20 protein-coding genes and 1 pseudogene are annotated in these 20,863 nt (G+C 34.9%); 13 read left to right on the top strand and 8 right to left on the bottom strand.

Features of this window, described 5'->3' with window-relative positions; translation table 11 throughout:
* Positions 1-226 precede the first annotated feature (226 nt).
* From VMW81_09855 to VMW81_09835, 5 genes are all read left to right on the top strand, one after another.
* Complete coding sequence (locus tag VMW81_09855) at positions 227-592, top strand: DUF2784 domain-containing protein (protein HUU51242.1); 366 nt, start codon at positions 227-229, stop codon at positions 590-592.
* Positions 593-875: 283 nt separating this feature from the next.
* Entirely contained in the window at positions 876-1,160 is a 285-nt protein-coding gene (locus tag VMW81_09850) for a GYD domain-containing protein (protein HUU51241.1), read from the top strand.
* Positions 1,161-1,307: 147 nt separating this feature from the next.
* Positions 1,308-1,907, top strand: coding sequence for an SEC59/DGK1/VTE5 family protein (locus VMW81_09845; protein HUU51240.1), 600 nt, complete (start codon positions 1,308-1,310; stop codon positions 1,905-1,907).
* A 36-nt stretch (positions 1,908-1,943) separates the two neighbouring features.
* Positions 1,944-2,366: a hypothetical protein gene (locus tag VMW81_09840; protein ID HUU51239.1), complete on the top strand. Its 423-nt coding sequence runs from the start codon at positions 1,944-1,946 to the stop codon at positions 2,364-2,366.
* Positions 2,367-2,429: 63 nt separating this feature from the next.
* Positions 2,430-4,544: an AsmA family protein gene (locus tag VMW81_09835; GenBank protein HUU51238.1), complete on the top strand. Its 2,115-nt coding sequence runs from the start codon at positions 2,430-2,432 to the stop codon at positions 4,542-4,544.
* Between the two features lie 64 nt (positions 4,545-4,608).
* Here the strand turns inward: VMW81_09835 and VMW81_09830 are convergent.
* Both VMW81_09830 and VMW81_09825 read right to left on the bottom strand, forming a co-directional pair.
* Positions 4,609-5,181: pseudogene (locus VMW81_09830) on the bottom strand (peptide-methionine (S)-S-oxide reductase).
* Between the two features lie 12 nt (positions 5,182-5,193).
* Entirely contained in the window at positions 5,194-5,508 is a 315-nt protein-coding gene (locus VMW81_09825) for a hypothetical protein (protein HUU51237.1), read from the bottom strand.
* Between the two features lie 398 nt (positions 5,509-5,906).
* Here VMW81_09825 and VMW81_09820 point away from each other — a divergent pair, with 398 nt between their 5' ends.
* From VMW81_09820 to VMW81_09785, 8 genes are all read left to right on the top strand, one after another.
* A complete protein-coding gene (locus VMW81_09820) occupies positions 5,907-6,827 on the top strand; it encodes a radical SAM protein (protein HUU51236.1) in 921 nt (306 codons plus the stop codon).
* Between the two features lie 297 nt (positions 6,828-7,124).
* The gene (locus VMW81_09815) at positions 7,125-7,409 is read left to right on the top strand and encodes a GYD domain-containing protein (GenBank protein HUU51235.1); all 285 of its coding nucleotides are present in this window, start codon (positions 7,125-7,127) and stop codon (positions 7,407-7,409) included.
* 524 nt (positions 7,410-7,933) lie between these two features.
* Positions 7,934-8,572, top strand: coding sequence for a dTMP kinase (gene tmk, locus VMW81_09810; protein HUU51234.1), 639 nt, complete (start codon positions 7,934-7,936; stop codon positions 8,570-8,572).
* A 14-nt stretch (positions 8,573-8,586) separates the two neighbouring features.
* Entirely contained in the window at positions 8,587-9,609 is a 1,023-nt protein-coding gene (gene holB, locus VMW81_09805; protein ID HUU51233.1) for a DNA polymerase III subunit delta', read from the top strand.
* A complete protein-coding gene (locus tag VMW81_09800) occupies positions 9,587-10,399 on the top strand; it encodes a stage 0 sporulation family protein (protein HUU51232.1) in 813 nt (270 codons plus the stop codon). Before holB ends, VMW81_09800 begins: the two co-directional genes overlap by 23 nt.
* A gap of 13 nt (positions 10,400-10,412) precedes the next feature.
* A complete protein-coding gene (gene metG, locus VMW81_09795) occupies positions 10,413-12,344 on the top strand; it encodes a methionine--tRNA ligase (GenBank protein HUU51231.1) in 1,932 nt (643 codons plus the stop codon).
* A 15-nt stretch (positions 12,345-12,359) separates the two neighbouring features.
* On the top strand, positions 12,360-13,742 hold the full coding sequence (locus tag VMW81_09790; GenBank protein HUU51230.1) for a YchF/TatD family DNA exonuclease: 1,383 nt from the start codon (positions 12,360-12,362) through the stop codon (positions 13,740-13,742).
* 95 nt (positions 13,743-13,837) lie between these two features.
* Positions 13,838-14,908 (top strand): radical SAM protein, encoded by a 1,071-nt coding sequence (locus VMW81_09785; GenBank protein ID HUU51229.1) that lies wholly within the window; start codon positions 13,838-13,840, stop codon positions 14,906-14,908.
* Here the strand turns inward: VMW81_09785 and VMW81_09780 are convergent, their stop codons facing one another.
* From VMW81_09780 to pheT, 6 genes are all read right to left on the bottom strand, one after another.
* Positions 14,909-15,694, bottom strand: a complete 786-nt coding sequence (locus tag VMW81_09780; GenBank protein HUU51228.1) for a TIGR00282 family metallophosphoesterase — start codon at positions 15,692-15,694, stop codon at positions 14,909-14,911.
* 28 nt (positions 15,695-15,722) lie between these two features.
* Positions 15,723-17,288, bottom strand: a complete 1,566-nt coding sequence (rny, locus tag VMW81_09775; protein HUU51227.1) for a ribonuclease Y — start codon at positions 17,286-17,288, stop codon at positions 15,723-15,725.
* A gap of 43 nt (positions 17,289-17,331) precedes the next feature.
* The gene (locus VMW81_09770; GenBank protein HUU51226.1) at positions 17,332-17,934 is read right to left on the bottom strand and encodes a 5-formyltetrahydrofolate cyclo-ligase; all 603 of its coding nucleotides are present in this window, start codon (positions 17,932-17,934) and stop codon (positions 17,332-17,334) included.
* A gap of 571 nt (positions 17,935-18,505) precedes the next feature.
* Positions 18,506-18,796: a cell division protein ZapA gene (locus VMW81_09765; GenBank protein ID HUU51225.1), complete on the bottom strand. Its 291-nt coding sequence runs from the start codon at positions 18,794-18,796 to the stop codon at positions 18,506-18,508.
* A gap of 22 nt (positions 18,797-18,818) precedes the next feature.
* The gene (locus VMW81_09760; GenBank protein HUU51224.1) at positions 18,819-19,097 is read right to left on the bottom strand and encodes a hypothetical protein; all 279 of its coding nucleotides are present in this window, start codon (positions 19,095-19,097) and stop codon (positions 18,819-18,821) included.
* Between the two features lie 110 nt (positions 19,098-19,207).
* The coding region (gene pheT, locus VMW81_09755; GenBank protein HUU51223.1) for a phenylalanine--tRNA ligase subunit beta at positions 19,208-20,863 on the bottom strand (1,656 nt) is incomplete at its 5' end.

Raw genomic sequence — 20,863 nt, 5'->3', positions numbered from 1 at the left:
ATTTTCTTTCATGCTTTATTTTCCTTAATTATAAACTAAAAATTACAATAAATCATTATAAAACAGATATAAAGGATATAATACGAAAACCGAAAATATCTATTTATGAGAATTCTTTGTCTTTAATAAAAAAGAATTTTTTTTAAATGTTTAATTTGGGGTAAAATTAAAAGCGAAATAAAAAGTAACAAAAGAATCAGCTAGGGTCAAAAAGGGAAATTAGAAAATGGCTTATTACATTCTCACTAACCTCGTTGTTGTGGTGCATCTTATTTTTGTTCTCTTCTCAGTACTGGGTGGGTTTTTAGTACTAAGATGGAAACGCTTTGCGTGGATACATGTACCAGCTTTTCTGTGGGCTGCGCTTATCGAATTTACAGGTGGGGTATGTCCACTTACACCTCTTGAAAATTGGCTTCGTGAAAGAGGGGAAGCGATCAGCTACCAATCTGGCTTTATTGAACACTATATTTATCCTCTGCTCTACCCCCCAATGCTTACGCGACGCTTGCAAATCATTCTGGGTCTTTTTGTATTAATTGTCAATCTAGGTATCTATTTATGGGTGTTTCGAAGAACCTTAAGACATTGACAAAATTATCCCTTTTTGATAAAAAGATTATAAAAATTTAAGTACTGATTCTACATTCATTTGTTAATTTCAGATGTTTTTTAGTTTGGTTTCCCGTTGTATTTAGCTCATTTTTTTATCTTTCACTTCTTACGGTTATATATACTAAATGAGATTTTTCACCTCAACCAAACAGAAAATCTGAAATAAGCAGATTAAATCTAATAAAATAATTTCTATTAAGAAATGTTTTTAAAATTTGTATCAAGACTGGGTTAACTAAAACAGAAAGGAGGTGTTGAGTATGTCAACTTTTTTTATGTTAGGGAAATATTCTCCTGAGGCTGTAAAGTCAATTTCTGCTGAGCGAACAGAGAAATGCAATGATCTTATTAAGAAGTTTGGTGGTGCAGTAAACTCGATGTATGTCCTAATAGGAGAATACGATTTGGCTTTTATTGTTGATTTCCCAAGCGAGAAGGAAGTAATCAAGGCTTCTATAGCTTTGAATAGAATGACAGGTATAGCATTTTGTACCTCCCCTGCAATAACAGTCGAAGAATTCGACAGGATGATTGCTGAGATCTAACTCATTTTGGCAGTGATTTTTATCTCTTTACTTATATGCTTCATTCGGAAGAGCGATTTTTTTTCGCTTTTTCTAAAACCTATGACTTTATCCTGTGATAAAATTGTGATATGATTTATCACAATATATTGAAAATACGGGGAGTTTTTGCGGCTAAAAGTGAAGCAAGAAATTCAAGAGGAGCCAATAAAGCCATTAAGAAGATTATGGCATGTATTTGGTGGAAGTATTGCTGTCATCTATCTTTTCGTTTTAAAAGAAAAATGGATGATGCTTCTCTTTCTTTCACCAATCCTTATTGGTTTCCTTATGCTGGATATTTTGAGACTAAGAAGCCAGGAATTAAACAAGAAGTTCTTTAATTGTTTTCAAGCTATACTCTTAGAGAAAGATCGAAATCACCCCAGTGGTTCTACCTATTTTTTGTTTTCTTCTTTTTTAACTATTTTTTTATTCAGTAGAGAGGTTTCCGCAGTAGCAATTTTATTCTTAAGCCTAGGGGACCCATTAGCTGCCGTAATTGGAAAAAGGTTTGGAAGGATAGAAGTTCTCGGAAAGACAGTAGAAGGGAGCTTAAGCTGTTTTCTAGTATGTTTTTTGGTATCTCGCCTCTTTTTTGATTTTTGGATTTCTTTTTTCGGGTCTTTAACTACAACAATTATAGAATTAGTCCCCTTTAAATTAGATGATAATCTTCTCATACCTCTTGTATCAGGAGCAATATTAACTCTTCTTATAAGCTACTAAAAATATATAACTTTTTGTAAAGGAGGATAAATAAAAATGAATTCTCTAAAGAATTTTTCTAAAAATCTGGCCCTTGTATTTTCAGCAGGATGTCTTGGAGGACTTGCAAACAGCTTAGCCGTATGGCTTTTTGGAGCAATAGGTATAACCACAGCCTTTGGTGTAAAAATTGTTCCTCATTTAACACCTCTCTGGCTGTATCCTAGAATTGTCTGGGGTGGCCTATGGGGTATTTTGTTTCTTATGCCTTTTCTTACGCAATCATATTTTTTGCGCGGACTTCTTTATGGTCTGGGACCTACCATTGTTCAGCTTTTTATTGTATTTCCATTTAAGGCCAATAAGGGACTTTTGGGTTTAGAATTAGGTAGCATGACCCCAATATTTGTCCTTCTTTTTAATTCTATATGGGGAGTTACCGCGGCACTCTGGTTAAAATTGATTGATGAAATATATTAAATAGCTATAATATTTCAGGTAATAAGTAAAGTAACCAAAAAAAAACAGAAAGGGGGAGCTACAATGCGTTGGAAATGGATTCTGGGAATAGCTGCCATCCTATTTGCTGCCTTAATCATTACAATTTACGTTATACTATCAAGCTATGACTATAACAATCTCAAGCCACACATAGCTCAGGCAGCCAAGGATGCTACTGGCCGGGGGTTAACTTTAGGAGGTGATATTAATCTCAAAATTAGTTTAACACCGGCGCTTGTGGTTGAAAACGTTAGCTTCCAGAATGCACCATGGGGCTCACGTCCAGAACTCGCTAGGATCAAGCGCTTTGAAGTTCAGGTGGCGCTTTTTCCTCTAATCTTTGGAAATATAAATGTAAAGCGGTTTGTCTTAATCGAACCTGATATTATGATTGAAACCAATAAGAGAGGTAGATGGAATTTCGAATTTGAAGTTCCCAAAAAAGCGAAATCCAAAGAAACTGAAGAAAAGAAGCCAGCCGATGTTAAGACAAAACTTCCGCCGCTCTCTTTTGAAGAGGTAAGGATTGAAAAGGGGCGCCTGATATTCAAAGATGGGAGATCCGGAAAAACATACTCAACAATGTTAGATAACCTTACTGCCAAAGCCAAAGGCATGGATACTCCGATCAATCTAAATATAAAAGGTGCATATAATAATGAGCCATTCAATGTCAAGGGCAAATTCGGTTCTCTATTAGCGTTATCCAATCCAGAAAAAGATTGGTTGCTTGACTTTACATCCGAGATTATCGGAGCTAGCCTTAACGTCGATGGTACGATTAAGAACCCCCTGGAACAGCGCGGTATTAAACTCAGCTTCAAAACCCAAGTTAAGGAGCTAGCAAGCATAGGAAATCTTGTTGGAAAGCCCCTACCACTGAAAGGTCCATTTAAGATGTCTGGTCTTATTGTTGATACCGCACCTAAAATCTATAAGATTTCTGATATTAAAGCCGTGCTAGGAAACAGCGATCTTGACGGTTCAGTAGTGATAAACCTTGCAAGCCTTAGACCTCGTCTGAATGGGGTAATCTCATCACAAAAACTGGATCTGCAGTCCATACTGGAAGGTGGAAACAAAACAGAAAAAGAAGCTAAGAAAAAAGCGACAAAGAGGAAAAAGTTATTTCCGAATAATCCCTTACCGCTTGAAGCACTAAAACAGGCTGATGCAGACGTAAAGCTCAAAGTTACAAAGCTACTTTTGCCTCAAATGGCATTTAACGATCTAAACTCTAACATAATTTTAAAGGATGGGCGCCTCAAGGTGAAACCGCTCAAGGCAATTATTGGTAACGGTGCAATGGATGGCCGTTTTGACCTTCAGCCTGATGGAAAGGCTGCTGCATTGAAATCTGAGCTGAAGGTTAACCAGCTCGATTTCGGCCTCATGCTCAAAGAGCTAAAAGCTACAAATGTTCTTGAGGGAAAACTTGACATCGATGTAGATCTTAATGGTAGAGGTAGCTCAATCGCAACGATGATGGGAGGCCTCAATGGCAAAGTAGTTGTAATGATGAATAAAGGTCGGATTTACAACAAGTATATCAGCCTGCTTGGCGGCGACATCTCCTCTAGCATCATTCGGATGCTCAATCCCCTCAAAAAGAAAGAGGATTTTACTGAAATTAACTGTTTTGTCTGCCGCTTTGATATCAAGGACGGAATTGCAGATACTACTGCACTGGTCTTTGACACCAAATATATAGGAGTGGTCGGCAATGGAAAGGTTAATCTGAAGACTGAGAAGCTTGATATTTCGCTAAAGCCAATACCCAAAGAAAGTATTGAAGCCAAAGGTGTCGGCAAGTTCAAAATGAGCCTTGCCGAGCTGGCAAAGCCTTTCAAGCTTGGTGGTACATTAGCTGAGCCTTCTCTAGCTATTGATTCAGAGCAGGCTGCAATCGCTCTTGGTAAAGCAGTTGGTGGATCAGCTTTGTTTGGTCCGGCTGGTATTGCAGCAGCCCTTGTCGGTAAAAGCTCGGGAGACGAAAACCCATGCGTTGCAGCCATAGAGGCAGCAAAAAAAGGAGTCAAATCCTCTGAAACAGAAAAGTCGAAGAAGAAAGAAGGAATGATTGAGAAGACCACGGAAGGGGTCAAAGAAGGCGTCAAGGATGTCGGTAAAAAGCTAAGGAGACTTTTCGGCAACTAAGTAATGGCCATTGAGTCTCAAAAGCTACAAAAACGTAAAACAAAAAAAGACATCCATTTTTCTTTTAGCGGTGTAATCTTGATACGATATCCAGCAACTCTTGATTTGCTTCTGGTGATAGGCCAAAACCGTTCAATTCTCCCTTGAGCTCTTCGAATATCCCATAACCAGCGAGGTAGCCGTTTATGCGTGCCGCAGCTGTGGAAGCTATAAACCCATCAACATTAGGATACATCGCTTTAAATTCTTTCATAATATTAGTTTTTTGCTGTAAATAATACTTCTGATGATATGCTTCGGCTAAATAAAATTCTGATGCGGGAAGAATTTTAGTATAGATCTTCTCTTCTATCATGGCTGCCACTCGATTTTTCGATTCCAGAGCTAACCTTTTCTGCTCCTCGTTGTGAAAAAAAATTGCGGTCATGTATTGTCGTGACCAAGAAGTATGTTTTGGATTGTGGCTTTTCCAAAAAATTTCCAGAAGCTTTTCATATGTGATCTTGGTCGGATCATAGTCAATCTGGATCGTCTCACTGTGATTACCTAGTCTATAATAGGCAGGATTCTTCTCCGTTCCCCCCGAATATCCAACACGGATTCTAACAACACCTTTAATGCTCCCGAACTGGGCATCAGGACCCCAGAATCACCCCAAAGCAAACGTTGCTGTTTCTGTTTTTGTTGTCACAGAAGAGTCTATAGGTGGTATTTTGAGCTTAGTGCCCGATTTCTTTATTATTTCAGTCATTGCGTTCGCTTCCTTAGTTGAACTAAGAAAAAAAGCTGAAAAACTTATATTTGTGAACTCAAAATTTTGTCCAAGCAAAGAAAAATTGTTATATTCCGTTGTTCCTAGATATTCGAGAAATCCTCCAATTCCTCCTAAAAAAATTCCCAGAAAACATACACTAAAAGCAACAATTCTTCGAAATAGTATATTTGATTTATCTAAGTCTGCCATTATTTATACCTCTAAAAATAGCAATTATTTCTGACCTTAAATTTATACTCTTTATACTTTATATTGTTGGAATACAAATGTTATATTTAAATATTAGTAGATAAAATAGACCTGTCAATTTTTGTTTGCTTATATCTTATATAATCAGAAAAATGAACCAGAATATAGCCCTAAAGCTTTTGATTATCAAAAAACTAAATGATTTAACCTATCAGAATTCATAAAGTGCTATCTCTCTTAAATAAAAACAACACGCCAACAAACTATTGACTGAAACTGTCTTTTTTGATATAAAAATTTACTTTAAAATTAAAAAGAGAAACAGAACTAAAATCAGACTTTTATAAAATACCTTATAATTCACGAACTGTGCCTTTCTTTTTAAAAGGTTAAATCAGATGACAAATTCAATGGATCTATTTTACAAAATCTATATGGCAACAAAGGTCTTGCTAAAGGGTTTTCCTTCCCAAGGTGTAGGAGCCATTGATGCCACGAACCAATGTAATTTGCGCTGTAAGCACTGTTACTATTATACTAATGAGCCCGATGGCCAGTTAAGCATCAACCAATGGATAGAAAAATTTGAGGCCTTAAAAAGGAATGGATTTCCTTTTCTACAGTGTACCTGGACTGGTGGTGAGCCGCTGCTTCGCAAAGAGCTTATAGAGATAGGCAAAGAGTATTTTCGATCCAATACAGTAACAACGAATGGGACTATAGATCTTCCTGAATGGCCCAAAGTGAATTTTTATGTCTCCATAGATGGTACAGAAGAATATCATGAAGATTTAAGAGGCCAAAAGGGTATTTATAAACTCATCAAGAAAAATGTAGATCGGTCAGATCTCAAAGTTACTTTGGCTTGTGTTATTACAAAGAGGAATTATCACTGCCTAGAGGAGCTAGTAGAGGAGTGGTCCAAGACCAATGTTAGAGGTATTATCTTTGATTTTTATACGCCCATGCAGGGGATTGAGGATGACCTCTGGCTGGATTTCGAAATACGGGATAAGGTGATTGATAGGCTAATCAAGCTAAAAAAGAAATACCCTGACTTTTTTCTACTATCAGAAAATATCCTTCGACTCATGAAATCAAAAACTTGTCATACAATCACTCAGAACTGCCTTTATCCAAAAGCGGCCTTTTGCTTTGATGCCTTGGGTAACACAAAGAAACCTTGTATGTTAGGTCCCGGGGCAGACTGTTCACGCTGCGGTTGTGTTGTTCCTTTCTACCTCGTAGCTATGCGCGACAAGCGATTTTTCCTCTCCATGAAACTGAAAGCACTAAGAGAGAAGATACTCCACCGTTGAAAAATGGTTCTATTGTCTTAAGTTAAGAATAAAATTTCACTACAACATTCCTTTTTTCATATAGAAGACAAACCGCAAAAAATTATTGACATAATCATTATTTTCTCTTATATTTATTATAACAAGTTAAGATTGAATTTCTGATTCCCCTTCCATCTGAGAATTCAGATGAATTTTCAGGCTGTATCCCATCTATTAAAAGCTCATTTGAAGTAGACTTTTTTACTGTTACAAAATAAAAAATTTAAACCTTATACACCAGGTTTTTAATACTCATAGAGAAAGGAGGTGTTTAGTATGTCAACATTCTTTATGTACGGAAAATACTCAACTGAAGCTGTAAAGGCAATTTCTCCTGAGCGCACTGACAATGTTATTAGTCTTGTTAAGAACCTCGGCGGTGAGGTAAATGAAATGTATGTGCTACTAGGAGGCTATGATCTGGTTTTTATTGTAGATTTACCCGGCAATAAAGAAGCAATACAGGCCTCTGTTGGTTTAAATAGATTGACCGGTATATCATTTTCTACATCTCCAGCAATAACAGTTGAAGAATTCGATAAGATGATTGCTGAGACTTAAATCATTTTAGTAGCAAACAGTATTTATCGCTGTATAGTCAACTTCCCTCTTTTTTGATCGTTAATGATTTTACATTTTGTGTTTGTTATGAAAAACGAATATTAAGAAGGGAAGATTTCTATTGAGTTCCCTTCTATCCTATTATTCTAACCTATGATAAAATTGTGATAGAAGGTATAAAAAATAAGTGATTAATTATAAATTAAATAAAGAAACTAAACTGAAATAAAGCTATATAAAAATAGCGTAAAATGCGAAGTCCATGCCCATCAGAATCCATGCCTATCTGATATACTCTCAATTTGACCTTCCCAGATTAATAAATAATTCTTTGCTAAAATTAAAAGATTAGACACAGGAAGTAATTTCTAAAAAAACACCTCTTTTTATTAAAAAAACATAATTTATTCATTCTAAAATTAAAAAAATATAGAACAAAGGCAGCCAAAGAAAAATATATGATTATAGTGACTGTTATGATAATATAAAATGTTTAAATAATTTAACTAAAATAAGTCATTTCAATGGGAACATTTATTACATTTGAAGGCGTAGAAGGATGTGGAAAAACCACACAGATAATGATGTTAAGGGATTATCTGTTGGAAAAGAATTATCAAGTTAAAATCACTCGAGAACCTGGTGGAACTGCTATTGGAGACCAGATAAGAAAGATATTGCTTAATGATGATAATAAGAATATCTCCAGAGAAACAGAGCTCCTCCTTATCACTGCTTGCAGGGTTCAGCATATTAAGGAGGTAATCATACCAGCCTTAAAACAAGATAAGGTTGTCTTGTGTGACCGTTTTTTTGATTCAACCTTCGCCTATCAAGGTTATGGGAGAAATATAGATTTAGAATTTATCAAAAGGCTTAATAAAATTGTGTCATGTAATATCGAACCTGACCTTACGATACTCCTTGATTTAGACCCCTTAGAAGGTTTAAAAAGAGCGAATAAGAGAAATTCAAAAAAAGCAGTATCGGAGAGAGAAGAAAGATTTGAAAAAGAAACATTGGAATTTCACAAAAGAATCAGAATAGGATTTCTGGAACTGGCACAAAAAAGCCAAGAGAGAATCAAGGTAATTGATGGAAATGGAAAGATTGAGGAAATTCAAAAAACCATAAGAAGCTATACTGACGAGATTTTAAGATAAATCAGGTGATATGAATGCCTTTCAAAGAAATTGTAGGACAGGAAAGATTAAAAACTATTTTATACAATTCCATAAAAAATAATGAGTTTTCTCATGCCTACCTCTTTTTAGGACCTGAAAACACAGGAAAAAGGTATGCAGCAATGATTTTTGCCAAATCCCTTCTCTGTCAGGACTTTAAAGAGGATCCATGTGAGCGCTGTGTTCCCTGTAAAAAGGTTCAAAATCTTTCTCATCCAGATCTTTTACTGATTGAACCAGAAAAAAATAGTATCAAGATAGAAACAATTAAAAATATTAAAAAAGATATCAGTTTTAAACCCTTTGAGGGCAAAAAAAAGATTGTCATCATAGACAAGGTAGATAAGACAACAAAAGAAGCATCAAACGCTCTCCTGAAGACACTGGAAGAACCACCTAAAGATACCATTTTTATACTGATTAGTCCTAATTATTATTCCTTACTCCCAACAATAGTTTCCAGATGCCAGAAGATTACGTTTCATCAGCTCTCTTCATCTATCATTAGAGAATTTTTAATAAAGACACATTCCATGGATTACCAAAAAGCCGAATGGATATCCTTGCTCTCTAGGGGAAGAATAGGAAAAGCTATTCTTATTAAGGACAATTCAAATTTTAAAAGCAGGGATAAGGCTTGGGAGATTATCTCTCGGTTGTCTCTTAATCAAATGGATGTTATATTTAACAATGTCAAAGAATTAACGACAGAAAAAGAAGATTTAGATGAGATATTTGAGTGGCTTTTTTTATTCTGCAGAGATATTGCTGTCATAAAAAATAGGGCCGACACAACTTATATAATTAATAATGACCTTATAGGTGATTTAGAAAATTTATCTCAGAGATTGTCTATTTCAGCTATTCACGATATATATGCTGAAATTAAAAATACTGATCTCCTTTTGAGAAAAAATGTAAATCACCGGTTAGCCCTGGAAAATATGATAATGAATATTTTCTCTATAAGAAGTCAAATAACGGAGAATGGCCATGGTTACAATTGTAGGTATTAAATTTAAAAATTGTGGAAAGATATATGATTTTAAATGCGAAGATATAGACCTAAAGCTGGGTGATACATGCATCGTTGAGACGGAAAGAGGTCTAAGCATAGGTAAAGTAGCTCTTCATTTAAGAAAAAAGGACGAAAGAAATATAAGAAGACGCCTAAAAAATGTATTAAGAAAGGCTACTGATAAAGACCTGGAACAGTCAAAAAAGAATGAAATGATAGAAAAAGAGGCCTTTGAGGTATGCCAAAATAAAATGAAGGAAAGAGAACTTCCGATGAAGCTGGTTGCGGTCGAATTCTCCTTTGATGCAAGTAAAGCAATATTTTACTATACAGCAGAAGGGAGAATCGATTTTAGAGAATTGGTAAAAGATATGGCGAATCAGTTTAAAGCTAGAATAGAAATGAAACAGATCGGTGTACGAGATGAGGCCAAGATGTCTGGCGGATATGGACCTTGTGGAAGAATATTGTGCTGTGCATCATTTTTAAAAGACTTTGCACCTGTATCTATTCGAATGGCTAAAGAACAACAGTTAACTCTCAATCCTTCTAAAATATCAGGAGTATGTGGACGCCTTATGTGCTGTCTCGTTTATGAACATATGATATATGAAAAAAATCTGAAAGATATTCCCCATCTAGGCAAAAAGGTAAACACTTCTGAGGGACAGGGTAAGTTGATTAAGATAGATATGATAAACGAAAAAGCCACTGTGGAACTTGAAGAAGGAAAAAGGCTTCAAATGACTCTTAATGAATTAAGGAAACACAATAAAAGCGTTCAATGAAGAGAGAATACCTATGGCAAAAAAACAAAATTATTTCTATGTAACAACCCCTATTTATTACGTTAATGATGTTCCCCATATAGGTCATGTCTACACAACATTAGCAGCCGATACGTTAGCAAGATATCATCGATTTGCAGAAAAGAATGTTTTTTTCTTAACGGGAACAGATGAACATGGGCAGAAGGTTCAAGAGGCAGCAAAAAAGAGAGGGGTCGACCCCTTGACTCATTGCAATGAGATGGTGGTTCCCTTTCAAAGATTATGGAAAAAATTTAATTTTTCCAACGATGACTTTATTCGTACTACAGAAGAAAGGCATGTTAAAGTTGTACAAAAGATCCTACAACTCCTGTATGAAAAAGATGATATCTATAAGGATACTTATAATGGATGGTACTGTATCTATGAGGAGAGGTTCTGGACAAAAAAAGACGTAATAGAAGGGAAGTGTCCCGATTGTAATAGACCGCTTAACCAGATTTCAGAAACCAACTATTTCTTTCGCATGGGGAAATACCAGCAATGGCTTATTGATTATATAAATAAACATGATGAATTTATTCAGCCTAGAACAAGACGTAATGAAATTCTAGGGTTTTTAAATAATAAACTTGAAGATTTATGTATTTCGAGACCAAAAGAAAGATTAGCGTGGGGAATACCATTACCCTTTGATGAAAGCTATGTTACTTACGTATGGTTTGATGCCCTCCTTAATTATATCAGTGCTTCAGGTTATCTGATAGATACTGAAAAATTTCAATCGCTGTGGAACAAAACAATTCATTTAATCGGTAAGGATATCCTGACGACTCACGCCGTATACTGGCCAACCATGCTTAAGGCTATAGACCTGAATCCACCAAAAACAATATTTGCTCATGGCTGGTGGACTGTAGAGGGGAAAAAGATGTCAAAATCCATTGGGAATGTGGTTGAACCAAACAGATTAGTTGAGCAATACGGAGTCGACCAGACAAGGTATTTCCTCCTAAGAGAAGTTTCTTTTGGTTTAGATGGTGATTTTTCCCATACAGCTTTGATGAACAGGATCAATAGCGATCTCGCAAATGATTTAGGTAATCTGTTGAGTAGATCCCTAACTATGATTAAAAAATATTTTGACTGCATCATCCCTCATCCAGACGAATCTAAAGAAATGGACAGCCAGCTTATTCAAAAATCTGAAAAGATGATAAAAAATGTAGATAAATTTATAAACGCCTATAACTTCCAAAAGGCTTTAATGAGTATATGGACTTTTATCAATGATTTAAATAAATACATTGATGACTCTACCCCATGGAATCTAGCAAAGAATAAAAATATTAAGAGATTGTCGACTGTTATATATAACACTGCTGAATCTATAAGAATTTTGGCCATCATTCTAAAATCATTCCTACCATCAACCTCTTCTCAAATCTGGGACAAGCTTGGGATCGAAGATGATCTTCATTCAAAAAAGCTTAAAGACCTTAAGTGGGGGATTCTTAAACCAGGAACAAAAACAAATCTCGGAAAACAATTATTTCCTAGGATTGAACCAGATAAAATAAAAGAGACAGAAATTAAAATTCAAAGAGAAATTGAAGGTGAAACTAAAGAAAAAAAGTCCTCTTTATTAGATATAGAAGATTTCAGCAAGTTAGATTTAAGGTCGGCAAGAATCATCAAGGCTGAAAGAATTAAAAAATCAAAAAAGTTGCTGAAAATCCAATTAGATATTGGCAAAGAGAAAAGAACCGTAGTTACTGGTATTGCAGAATGTTACAGCCCCGATTCTCTCATAGGAAAAGACGTTATTATTCTAACAAATTTAAAACCAGCCAAAATAATGGGTATTGAATCTAATGGAATGATTTTAGCCGGAGAGGTGGACAGAAATATTATACTAGCCACGTTCGATAAAAAGATAAAACCTGGTTCAAAGATAAAATAAAAAAGGGTTAAAAATATGTTAATTGATTCTCATGCTCATCTCGATATGCCTCAATTTAATAAAGACATAGATGAGGTAATCAACCGAGCAGAAAAAAAGGGGGTTAAATATATCATCACTGTTTCTTCAGACTATCAAAGCAATTTTAGAGGGATAGAGTTGAGCAAAAAATTTAATGCTCTGTATACAACTGTTGGGATTCATCCTCATGACACTAAAGATGTTAATAAAAAAATATATAATGAATTAATAGCTCTTGCTAATCAGGAAAAGGTCGTTGCTTGGGGCGAAATAGGTTTAGACTACTATAGAAATTATTCTCCCAAGAAAACCCAGCAAAGGGAATTTAAGAGACAATTAAATATTGCTAAAGATCTTAATCTTCCTCTCGTTGTCCATAACAGGGAAGCAGAAACAGATATTCTTAATATCCTGAAAAAAGAGTATCGCTCTGAGAAAGGTGGGGTCATCCATTGCTTTTCAGGAGACAAAAAATTGGCTTCAGAATTCTTAAATCTTGGATTCTATATATCAATTGCCGGTCCCATCACATACAAAAACTCAAATAAATTACAAGAAGTGGTGAAAGAAATAGCAACTGAAAGACTTCTTGTAGAGACTGACTGTCCCTTTCTTACCCCTGAACCTATGAGGGGAAAGAGAAATGAACCCAGTTTTGTTAATTATACAGCCCAAAAAATCGCTGAGCTCAAAGGATTAAGTCTAGATGATATTTCCAGAATTACCTCATTAAATATTTATAATTTGTTTGGTATAGGACAAAAAGACCAAAAGGGAAAAATCACTTATAATATCAGGAATTCTTTATACATCAATGTTACAAACAAGTGTACTAATGAATGTATCTTCTGTACAAGAAATACTGATCCCTATGTAAAAGGTCACAATTTAAGATTAACCAAGGATCCTACTATTGATGAAATCTGGAGGTCTATCGGAAATCCAACCCCTTATAAAGAAATCGTATTTTGTGGATATGGTGAACCTACATTAAGGCTAGATGTTATAAAAGCAGTTGCAAAGAGGCTTAAAGAAAAAGGGGTTCAGGCAAGATTAAGATTAAATACAAATGGACAGGGCAATCTCATCCATAAGAGAAATATACTTCCTGAACTAAAAGGCCTTATTGATTCCATATCCATAAGTCTTAATGCTGAAAACTCACAAAAATATTTTAAATTATGTCATCCCCAGTTTCGAGATGGAACCTACGAAGAGATTAAAAAGTTCGTTATTGAATCAAAAAAATATATTCCAGAGGTAAACGTCACAGTAGTCGATATTCCCTCTGAAATCAATATCAAAGAATGTGAAAAGGTGGCAAAAAAAGAACTAGGGGTTCCTCTAAAAAAAAGATTCTACAATGTAGTAGGGTAATCATATGATGAAACGGTTTAGGTTTAAGAGTTGAGATTTATTATATCCAAACCCTAACCATGACAAAAGAATGTATTCATTGTCATAAAACCTCATTGTTTATCTCTTCTCCTCTCAATCTCTGTATTGATTGCATTCGTTCTCACTATCATCTTTTAGAAGAACTTATTAGCAAAATCCATGCAGAAACCAGGAAGAAATTTTCGCTTCCTCTAAAACCACCAAAAGACAAGGATGGTCTTTTATGTGGTCTTTGTATAAACAGATGTGTCATACCAAACAATGGAAAAGGTTACTGCGGTATAAGAAAAAATTCGGATGGTAAATTAAAAGAGCTTTGGGAATCAAAAAATAAAGGATTATTTGATTGGTATTTTGATCAACTTCCTACAAATTGTGTTGCTAGTCCCGTGTGCCCGGGTGGAAGCGATTCAGGTTATCCAAGATATTCTTACAAGAAAGGTCCAGAGTATGGATTTAGAAATCTCTCTATCTTTTACAGAGCTTGCTCTTTCAATTGCCTCTTTTGCCAAAACTGGCAGTTTAAAAAATATTCTCAAGGTGGAATAAAAGATTCCCAGGAACTTATAGATTCCATTAATGAAAAAACCAGTTGTATCTGTTTTTTTGGAGGAGATCCCACTCCTCAACTACCTCATGCCATAGAACTATCGAAAAAGATCATAAAACAAAAAAAAGGAAAAATAATCAGGATATGCTGGGAAACCAATGGAACGATGAATGATAATCTGTTAAGAGAAATGGCCTGTATATCCTTTCGATCTGGCGGCTCTATAAAATTCGACCTCAAAGCTTACAACGATAGCCTCCATAAAGCCATATGCGGTATTTCAAATCATCAGACATTGAAAAATTTTAAATCTCTTGGAAAGTTCGTTTCAGAAAGACCAGATCCACCTTTTCTAATCGCAAGTACTCTTTTGATACCTGGATATATAGATACAAGAGAGGTATCCCAAATTGCTTCTTTTATCGCTTCTATTAATCCAGAAATACCTTACAGTCTCTTAGGTTTCGCTCCCCATTTTTTTATGGATGATTTGCCTCGCACCCCAAAAAAATTGGCTTATGAATGTTATCAGGAGGCAAAAAAAGCGGGTTTAAAAAGAATAACGATAGGAAATCCTCACATATTGACTGATTAACTAATCTGAATAAGAAATCTGTAATCTGGAAATATCTTTACATTGACCTGTTTTTTCATTGATATCTAATATAACTGCGCTACATTGGGACTCTCCTTTTGCAGTCTCAAATCTTTTCGGCAACTGAGTTAAAAACCTCTCAATAGCAATCTCTTTTTTAACACCTATTACAGAATAAGTAGGCCCTGTCATCCCAACATCTGTTATATAGGCTGTGCCTTTGAATAATATCCTTTCATCAGCGGTCTGAACATGGGTATGAGTCCCAATGACAGCACTCACTCGTCCATCTAAATACCAACCCAGTGCCATCTTTTCTGAGGTTGCCTCAGCGTGAAAATCAACAATAATAATATCTGTCTTTGACTTGATAAACTCTATCTCTCTATCTGCGGTTCTAAAAGGGCAGTCAAAATCACCAATAAATACCCTTCCAGAGAGATTAATTACCCCTATACTTTGACCAGAAGCCGTCTCTCTAATAATCCTTCCAAAGCCTGGTGTACCATCAGGATAATTAGCTGGCCTAATAAGTGGTTCTCCCTGATCAATAAAATCATATATCTCTTTTTTATCCCAGATATGATTGCCTGAGGTGAGGACATCAATTCCTTCTTTTAAAAGTTGTTTTACTATATCATAAGTTATTCCAAATCCTCCTGCAGCATTCTCGCAATTTGCAATACAAAAATCTATTTTGTATTTATCAATAATTCTATAAAGCAGGTTAGAAATAACTCTTCTACCTGCTTTTCCAACAATATCTCCAATAAATAAAATATTCACAAGAAATAACCAACCTTAAAGAATTTATCTATTTAGCATGATCAACCGCTCTTGTCTCTCTAATAACAGTAACTTTTACCTCGCCAGGATAAGAGAGCTCCTCTTCTATCTTCTTAGCTATATCTTTTGCCAAAAAAACCGTTGATTGATCATCAACCTTTTCGGGTTGAACAATAACCCTGATTTCTCTCCCTGCCTGAATAGCGTATGTCTTATCTACTCCTTCAAACGAAGAACCAATTTCTTCTAATTTCTCAAGGCGTTTTATATAAGCTTCCAGCATTTCTCTTCTGGCACCAGGTCTGGCTGCGGATAAAGAATCAGCAGCACCTACAATAACGGCTTCAACAGAAAGTGGATCTACATCCTCATGATGGGCTGCTATAGCATTTACTATAACAGATGGCTCATGATATTTTTTCGCCAAATCTACACCTATCTGTGTATGGGTACCTTCTGCCTGATGGTCAACAGCCTTACCGACATCATGGAGTAATCCTGCTCTCTTTGCCATTTTTATATCTAACCCCAACTCTCCCGCTATAATCCCGCTGAAATAAGCAACCTCTTTGGAATGCTGAAGAATATTCTGAGAATAGCTTGTCCTGTATTTTAATTTTCCCAGTAATTTTATAAGTTCTGGATGGATTCCCTCAACACCTAATTCAAAGGCTGCCTTCTCCCCCTCTTCTTTCATCGTATTCTCCATCTCCTTTTTAACTTTTTCTACCATTTCCTCTATTCGACCTGGATGAATCCTTCCGTCAGCGATTAATCTTTCTAAGACAATTTTAGTTATTTCTCTTTTTAGAGGATCAAAGCTAGAAAGAATAACAGCCTCAGGTGTATCATCAATAATCAAATCAACCCCTGTGGCGATTTCTAATGCTCTAATATTCCTGCCTTCTCGACCAATAATCCTTCCTTTCATTTCATCGTTGGGGAGGTCGACTACAGAAACCGTCGACTCTACGACTTGATCCGCTGCTAGCCTTTGAATCGCAGAACCTATTATCTTATTTGCCTTTTTATTAGCTGTCTCTCTTGCCTCATCCTCAATCTTCTTGATTGTTTCTGCTGCTTCGAGCCTTGCCTCATTTTTCATTTGCAGCATCAATTGACGCTTTGCTTCTTCAGAGGACATGGTAGAAATCCTCTCCAGTTTTCTTATCTCTTCTTCTAAAAGACCTTCATATCTCTTTTTAAGTTTTTCTGTAACTCGATCTTTTTCCTCTATCTCCCTTTCTTTTACTGAAAGCTCCTTTTCTTTTGCTTCTAAAAGATCAACTTTTCTATCAAGATTCTCCTCTCTCTGTATGACTCTGTTCTCTAATTTTTGAAGTTCAATCCTCTTATCTTTGTTTTCCTTCTCAAACTCAGTCTTTGCTTTATACAGATATTCTTTGGCTTCTAATACTGCTTCTTTTTTCTTTGTCTCAGCATCCTTTTCAGCTTCTTGAATAATCTTTCTGGTCAACTCTTTAGCCTTCTTTACTTTACCTTCGGAAAAATACCTTCGTGCTAAATATCCAACAAGAATCCCAACAAAAATAAATCCTAAAATTGTAATCAATATAGTGATATCTATTTTCAATCGATCATTCACCTCCCTTTATTTTCCAACTAACATATTTAGTTTACAAATTCTCTTTTGAATATTGATCTGGATAACAATTAATAAGTCTTTTCTCAGTAATGATCTTGTCTATAAAAATATCATAAAACCACCATGGAATCTCACTAAGAATTTGAAATTCAAATGCCAATCCAATAGTAACAATATCCCTATTTAGTTTTATCAACAATCTATCATAATACCCTCCTCCATAACCTAAACGTCTCCCCTTTTCGTCAAAGGCAATCCCAGGAACAATAACAACATCTATCTCGTTATCGGGAATGTATCTAAAATATTCCTTTTTGGGCTCCAAGATACCAAAGGTGCTAGTCTCTAACTCCTTATCTATATCCCTTATTTCTGATAAAAGAAGGGAGTTTTTTTTACCTTTTATATAGGGAATAGACACTCTTTTCCCCATATAAATAGAATCTCTAATGATATCTTTTGTTCTTACCTCATTATCAAAATCTACATAAATTGATATAGTCGTGCTTTCTTTAAATTCTGGAAGAGAAAATAACCTGTTTTGAATCTCTCTGCTCATCTTGATTATCTCTGCTTTTTTTAAAGAACGCCTTTTCAATAAGATTCTTTCTCTTATCCTGCTTTTTCCCAGCATTCTATTTCTCGGTTATACTTGAATTTTTTAGATAAAGAATTGAGAGAATAGGATCGAAAGATAAAGAAGTTTTAAACTATATTTGATTAGAAGTTAAGTATAAGAGAATTCAGGCTTGCTTTTTAGATAGATAAAGTTGAAAGGGTCGACATCAAGCTTTTTAGAAAAAGCCTTCTAAATAAAAACCAACTAATAAAAATATCTTCGACCCCCTTCTTTATATTTGGTCCTCTCTTTTTTGAGTGGCAATAAAAGATGGTGCCTATTTTTTTTCTATCTAGCCATTTCAAAAAGGCTGAAATTGCCTTAATTTCTTTTGGAAGATAAAGAGATATCTTCAAAAGATTATTTTCTAAGAGAAGATATCCTTCAAAAAGCTTTTTAACTAAGGGCTTCATCTTCTTTATCTACCCATATAAGTCTAAAATTTTTTATTAGATCTTATACTTAGCCTCTAACATATTCCCCTTCCTCAAGTATACCCAATTCTTTTAAAAGCTTATTGCCTTAATTGATTTTTTATGGGTTATTCAATACTCCTCTTTAAAAAAGCATGAAGGGGAAACCTTATTTATCTCTCAGATATACCTACTCCTTTATCTAATATTTCAACTAAGACCTTGGTTTTCTCCTCTATTAATAAGTTATTGTCTTTCTCCTTTTCTTTTAACTTAAAAACCTCATTTGCTATATTTAATGCTGCTAAAATAGATATCTTATGAGGAGAGCTGGTTGGATGCTTTTTAGCTACCTCCCTCATATGATCATCTAAGTAGTTAGCTAATTTTACTATATAGTTTGCATTAGCCTCACCCTTAATTGTATAAGTCTGTCCAAAAATCTCAACCTTCGTTGTATCCATTAATGCTCCACTTTAAAAAATTTTATCCGATATCAATTTCATTGAGACTTGATATCATGGTCTCAATTTTTGTCTTTATTGTGTCCCTTTCTTCTAATAATTGCCTGTTTTCATTAAGAACCTTATCCACTTTTTCTTTTTCTTCTTTCAAGCTATTCAGATTTTCTTTTTGAGAAGAGAGTTCTCTTTGTAATTCATCAATCTTTGTCTCCAAGTTAGAGTTCTTTTCCTTTAAATTTGAAATGAGTTCAACAGCTTTTCGTATCTTGGATTCTAATGCCTCCATCTTCTCTAGACTCATAAATCATCTCCACTGAGGCTAATTATAATAATTATATTCTCTCTATCTTATTTTAAAACCTTTAACACAAACTTCCACTTCTGTCAAGGAAATCTTCTTTTTAAAGAGCCTTATCTCAATTGGGCTTTAATTTTATTCCTTAATCTTTCAATGATGTCAGAATGTACAATCTCTATCTCTTCATCTGTTAAAGTTCTATCCTTAGCCCTGTAAGTTAAAGAATACGCAAGGCTTTTTTTCCCAGGGGGGATGGGTTTACCTTTATATATATCAAACAACCTAATTTCTTCCAAGATATCATTGTCTGTTTCCTTTATAATCTTTATAATTTCTTCAGATGAGATGTTAGCGTCTACAATAATAGCAATGTCTCTTAATAGGGCAGGATATTTTGGTAGTGATTTAAACCCTTTATCTTCACTTGAAGATAAAAATAATTTTTCCAATTCCATTTCGAAGACATATGTATCTTGAAGTATATCGAACGACTCTAATATTTCAGGAGAAATCTGTCCAAATATACCAACTCTTTCTTCTTTTATCTTGATTTCCATTGCTCGAGAGGGATAAAGGTATTCCACATCTATAGGTGATATTTGTTTATCTTTTATATTGAACTCCCCTAACAATAATTCAACAACTCCTTTAATATCAAAAAAATCGCATTTCTCTTTTTTGCTATACCAGAATTTTTCTTCTCGAGAACCGCTTATAACACCGCTGACTTTTCTTCTCTCCTGCGGTAATTTACCGCCATCGTTGGCTATAAAAACCTTGCCCAACTCAAATATTTTCATATCATATATACTATAATTATTATTGAATGTAATATTGCGTAACAGACCAGGGATTAATGTGGTCCGCATAATACCCGCCTCTGTGGTCAAGGGGTTTTTTAACCTTATAAATCTTCTTAATATATCCTCTTTTTCTAATTTCAGGTGATCCAAATCAGTCTCATTTATAAAGCTATAATTGATAACCTCAAAAAATCCGCAATTGATTAAGACCTCTCTAACCTTTTTTTCAATAAGCTGAAATTTATCTATCTTCTTAAGACTCAACTTTGTTTGAGGCAGCGCAGTCGGTATGTTATTATAACCATAGAGGCGTGCAATCTCCTCAATAAGATCTATCTCTCTTGTAAGATCTTTTCTAAAAGAAGGTATCTTAACCTTAAATACATCTTTTTTTACTTTTTTTATTTTTAAATCCAGTCTGTTTAGATAATTTTCAACAGTTTTTTCCTTTAATCCCGTTCCTAAAACTTGATTAAGCCTTTTTGTCTTTAAAATTACTTCACAAGGTCTCATTGGATTTGGATAGTTATCAATTCTTCCCCGACCAATCTTTCCACCTGCTATCTCCCGGAACAAATACGCAGCCCTATCCGAAGCCTTTATAACACATTCTATGTCTGCGCCTCGCTCAAATCTATGGGATGACTCAGTATGTAATTTCAGACGCTTAGAGGCTCTTCTGATACTTATAGGGTGAAAATAGGCACTCTCTAAAAGGATATTTTTGGTTTTTTCGTTAACAAGAGTATTTAATCCACCCATTACTCCAGCAATAGCTACTGGCTTCTCAGAATCGGCAATAATGAGTGCCTCATTATCGAGTATTCTCTGCATACCATCGAGAGTGGTTATTTCCTCTTTATCCCGTGCTCTCCGAACAACAATTCTATTTTCTTTTAATAAATCATAGTCAAAGGCATGAAGGGGTTGGCCTAACTCCATTAGTACATAATTTGTTATATCAAC

Source organism: Nitrospinota bacterium (genome assembly GCA_035528715.1).
GTDB lineage: Bacteria > JADFOP01 > JADFOP01 > DATKYB01 > DATKYB01 > DATKYB01.
This window is presented reverse-complemented; position numbering and strand designations above follow the sequence as displayed.

Coding starts and splice junctions, on each gene's coding strand:
- VMW81_09855 (HUU51242.1), top strand. CDS start 227: ATGGCTTATTACATTCTCACTAACCTCGTTGTTGTGGTGCATCTTATT.
- VMW81_09850 (HUU51241.1), top strand. CDS start 876: ATGTCAACTTTTTTTATGTTAGGGAAATATTCTCCTGAGGCTGTAAAG.
- VMW81_09840 (HUU51239.1), top strand. CDS start 1,944: ATGAATTCTCTAAAGAATTTTTCTAAAAATCTGGCCCTTGTATTTTCA.
- VMW81_09835 (HUU51238.1), top strand. CDS start 2,430: ATGCGTTGGAAATGGATTCTGGGAATAGCTGCCATCCTATTTGCTGCC.
- VMW81_09825 (HUU51237.1), bottom strand. CDS start 5,508: ATGGCAGACTTAGATAAATCAAATATACTATTTCGAAGAATTGTTGCT.
- VMW81_09820 (HUU51236.1), top strand. CDS start 5,907: ATGACAAATTCAATGGATCTATTTTACAAAATCTATATGGCAACAAAG.
- VMW81_09815 (HUU51235.1), top strand. CDS start 7,125: ATGTCAACATTCTTTATGTACGGAAAATACTCAACTGAAGCTGTAAAG.
- tmk (HUU51234.1), top strand. CDS start 7,934: ATGGGAACATTTATTACATTTGAAGGCGTAGAAGGATGTGGAAAAACC.
- holB (HUU51233.1), top strand. CDS start 8,587: ATGCCTTTCAAAGAAATTGTAGGACAGGAAAGATTAAAAACTATTTTA.
- VMW81_09800 (HUU51232.1), top strand. CDS start 9,587: ATGGTTACAATTGTAGGTATTAAATTTAAAAATTGTGGAAAGATATAT.
- metG (HUU51231.1), top strand. CDS start 10,413: ATGGCAAAAAAACAAAATTATTTCTATGTAACAACCCCTATTTATTAC.
- VMW81_09790 (HUU51230.1), top strand. CDS start 12,360: ATGTTAATTGATTCTCATGCTCATCTCGATATGCCTCAATTTAATAAA.
- VMW81_09770 (HUU51226.1), bottom strand. CDS start 17,934: ATGCTGGGAAAAAGCAGGATAAGAGAAAGAATCTTATTGAAAAGGCGT.
- VMW81_09765 (HUU51225.1), bottom strand. CDS start 18,796: ATGGATACAACGAAGGTTGAGATTTTTGGACAGACTTATACAATTAAG.
- VMW81_09760 (HUU51224.1), bottom strand. CDS start 19,097: ATGAGTCTAGAGAAGATGGAGGCATTAGAATCCAAGATACGAAAAGCT.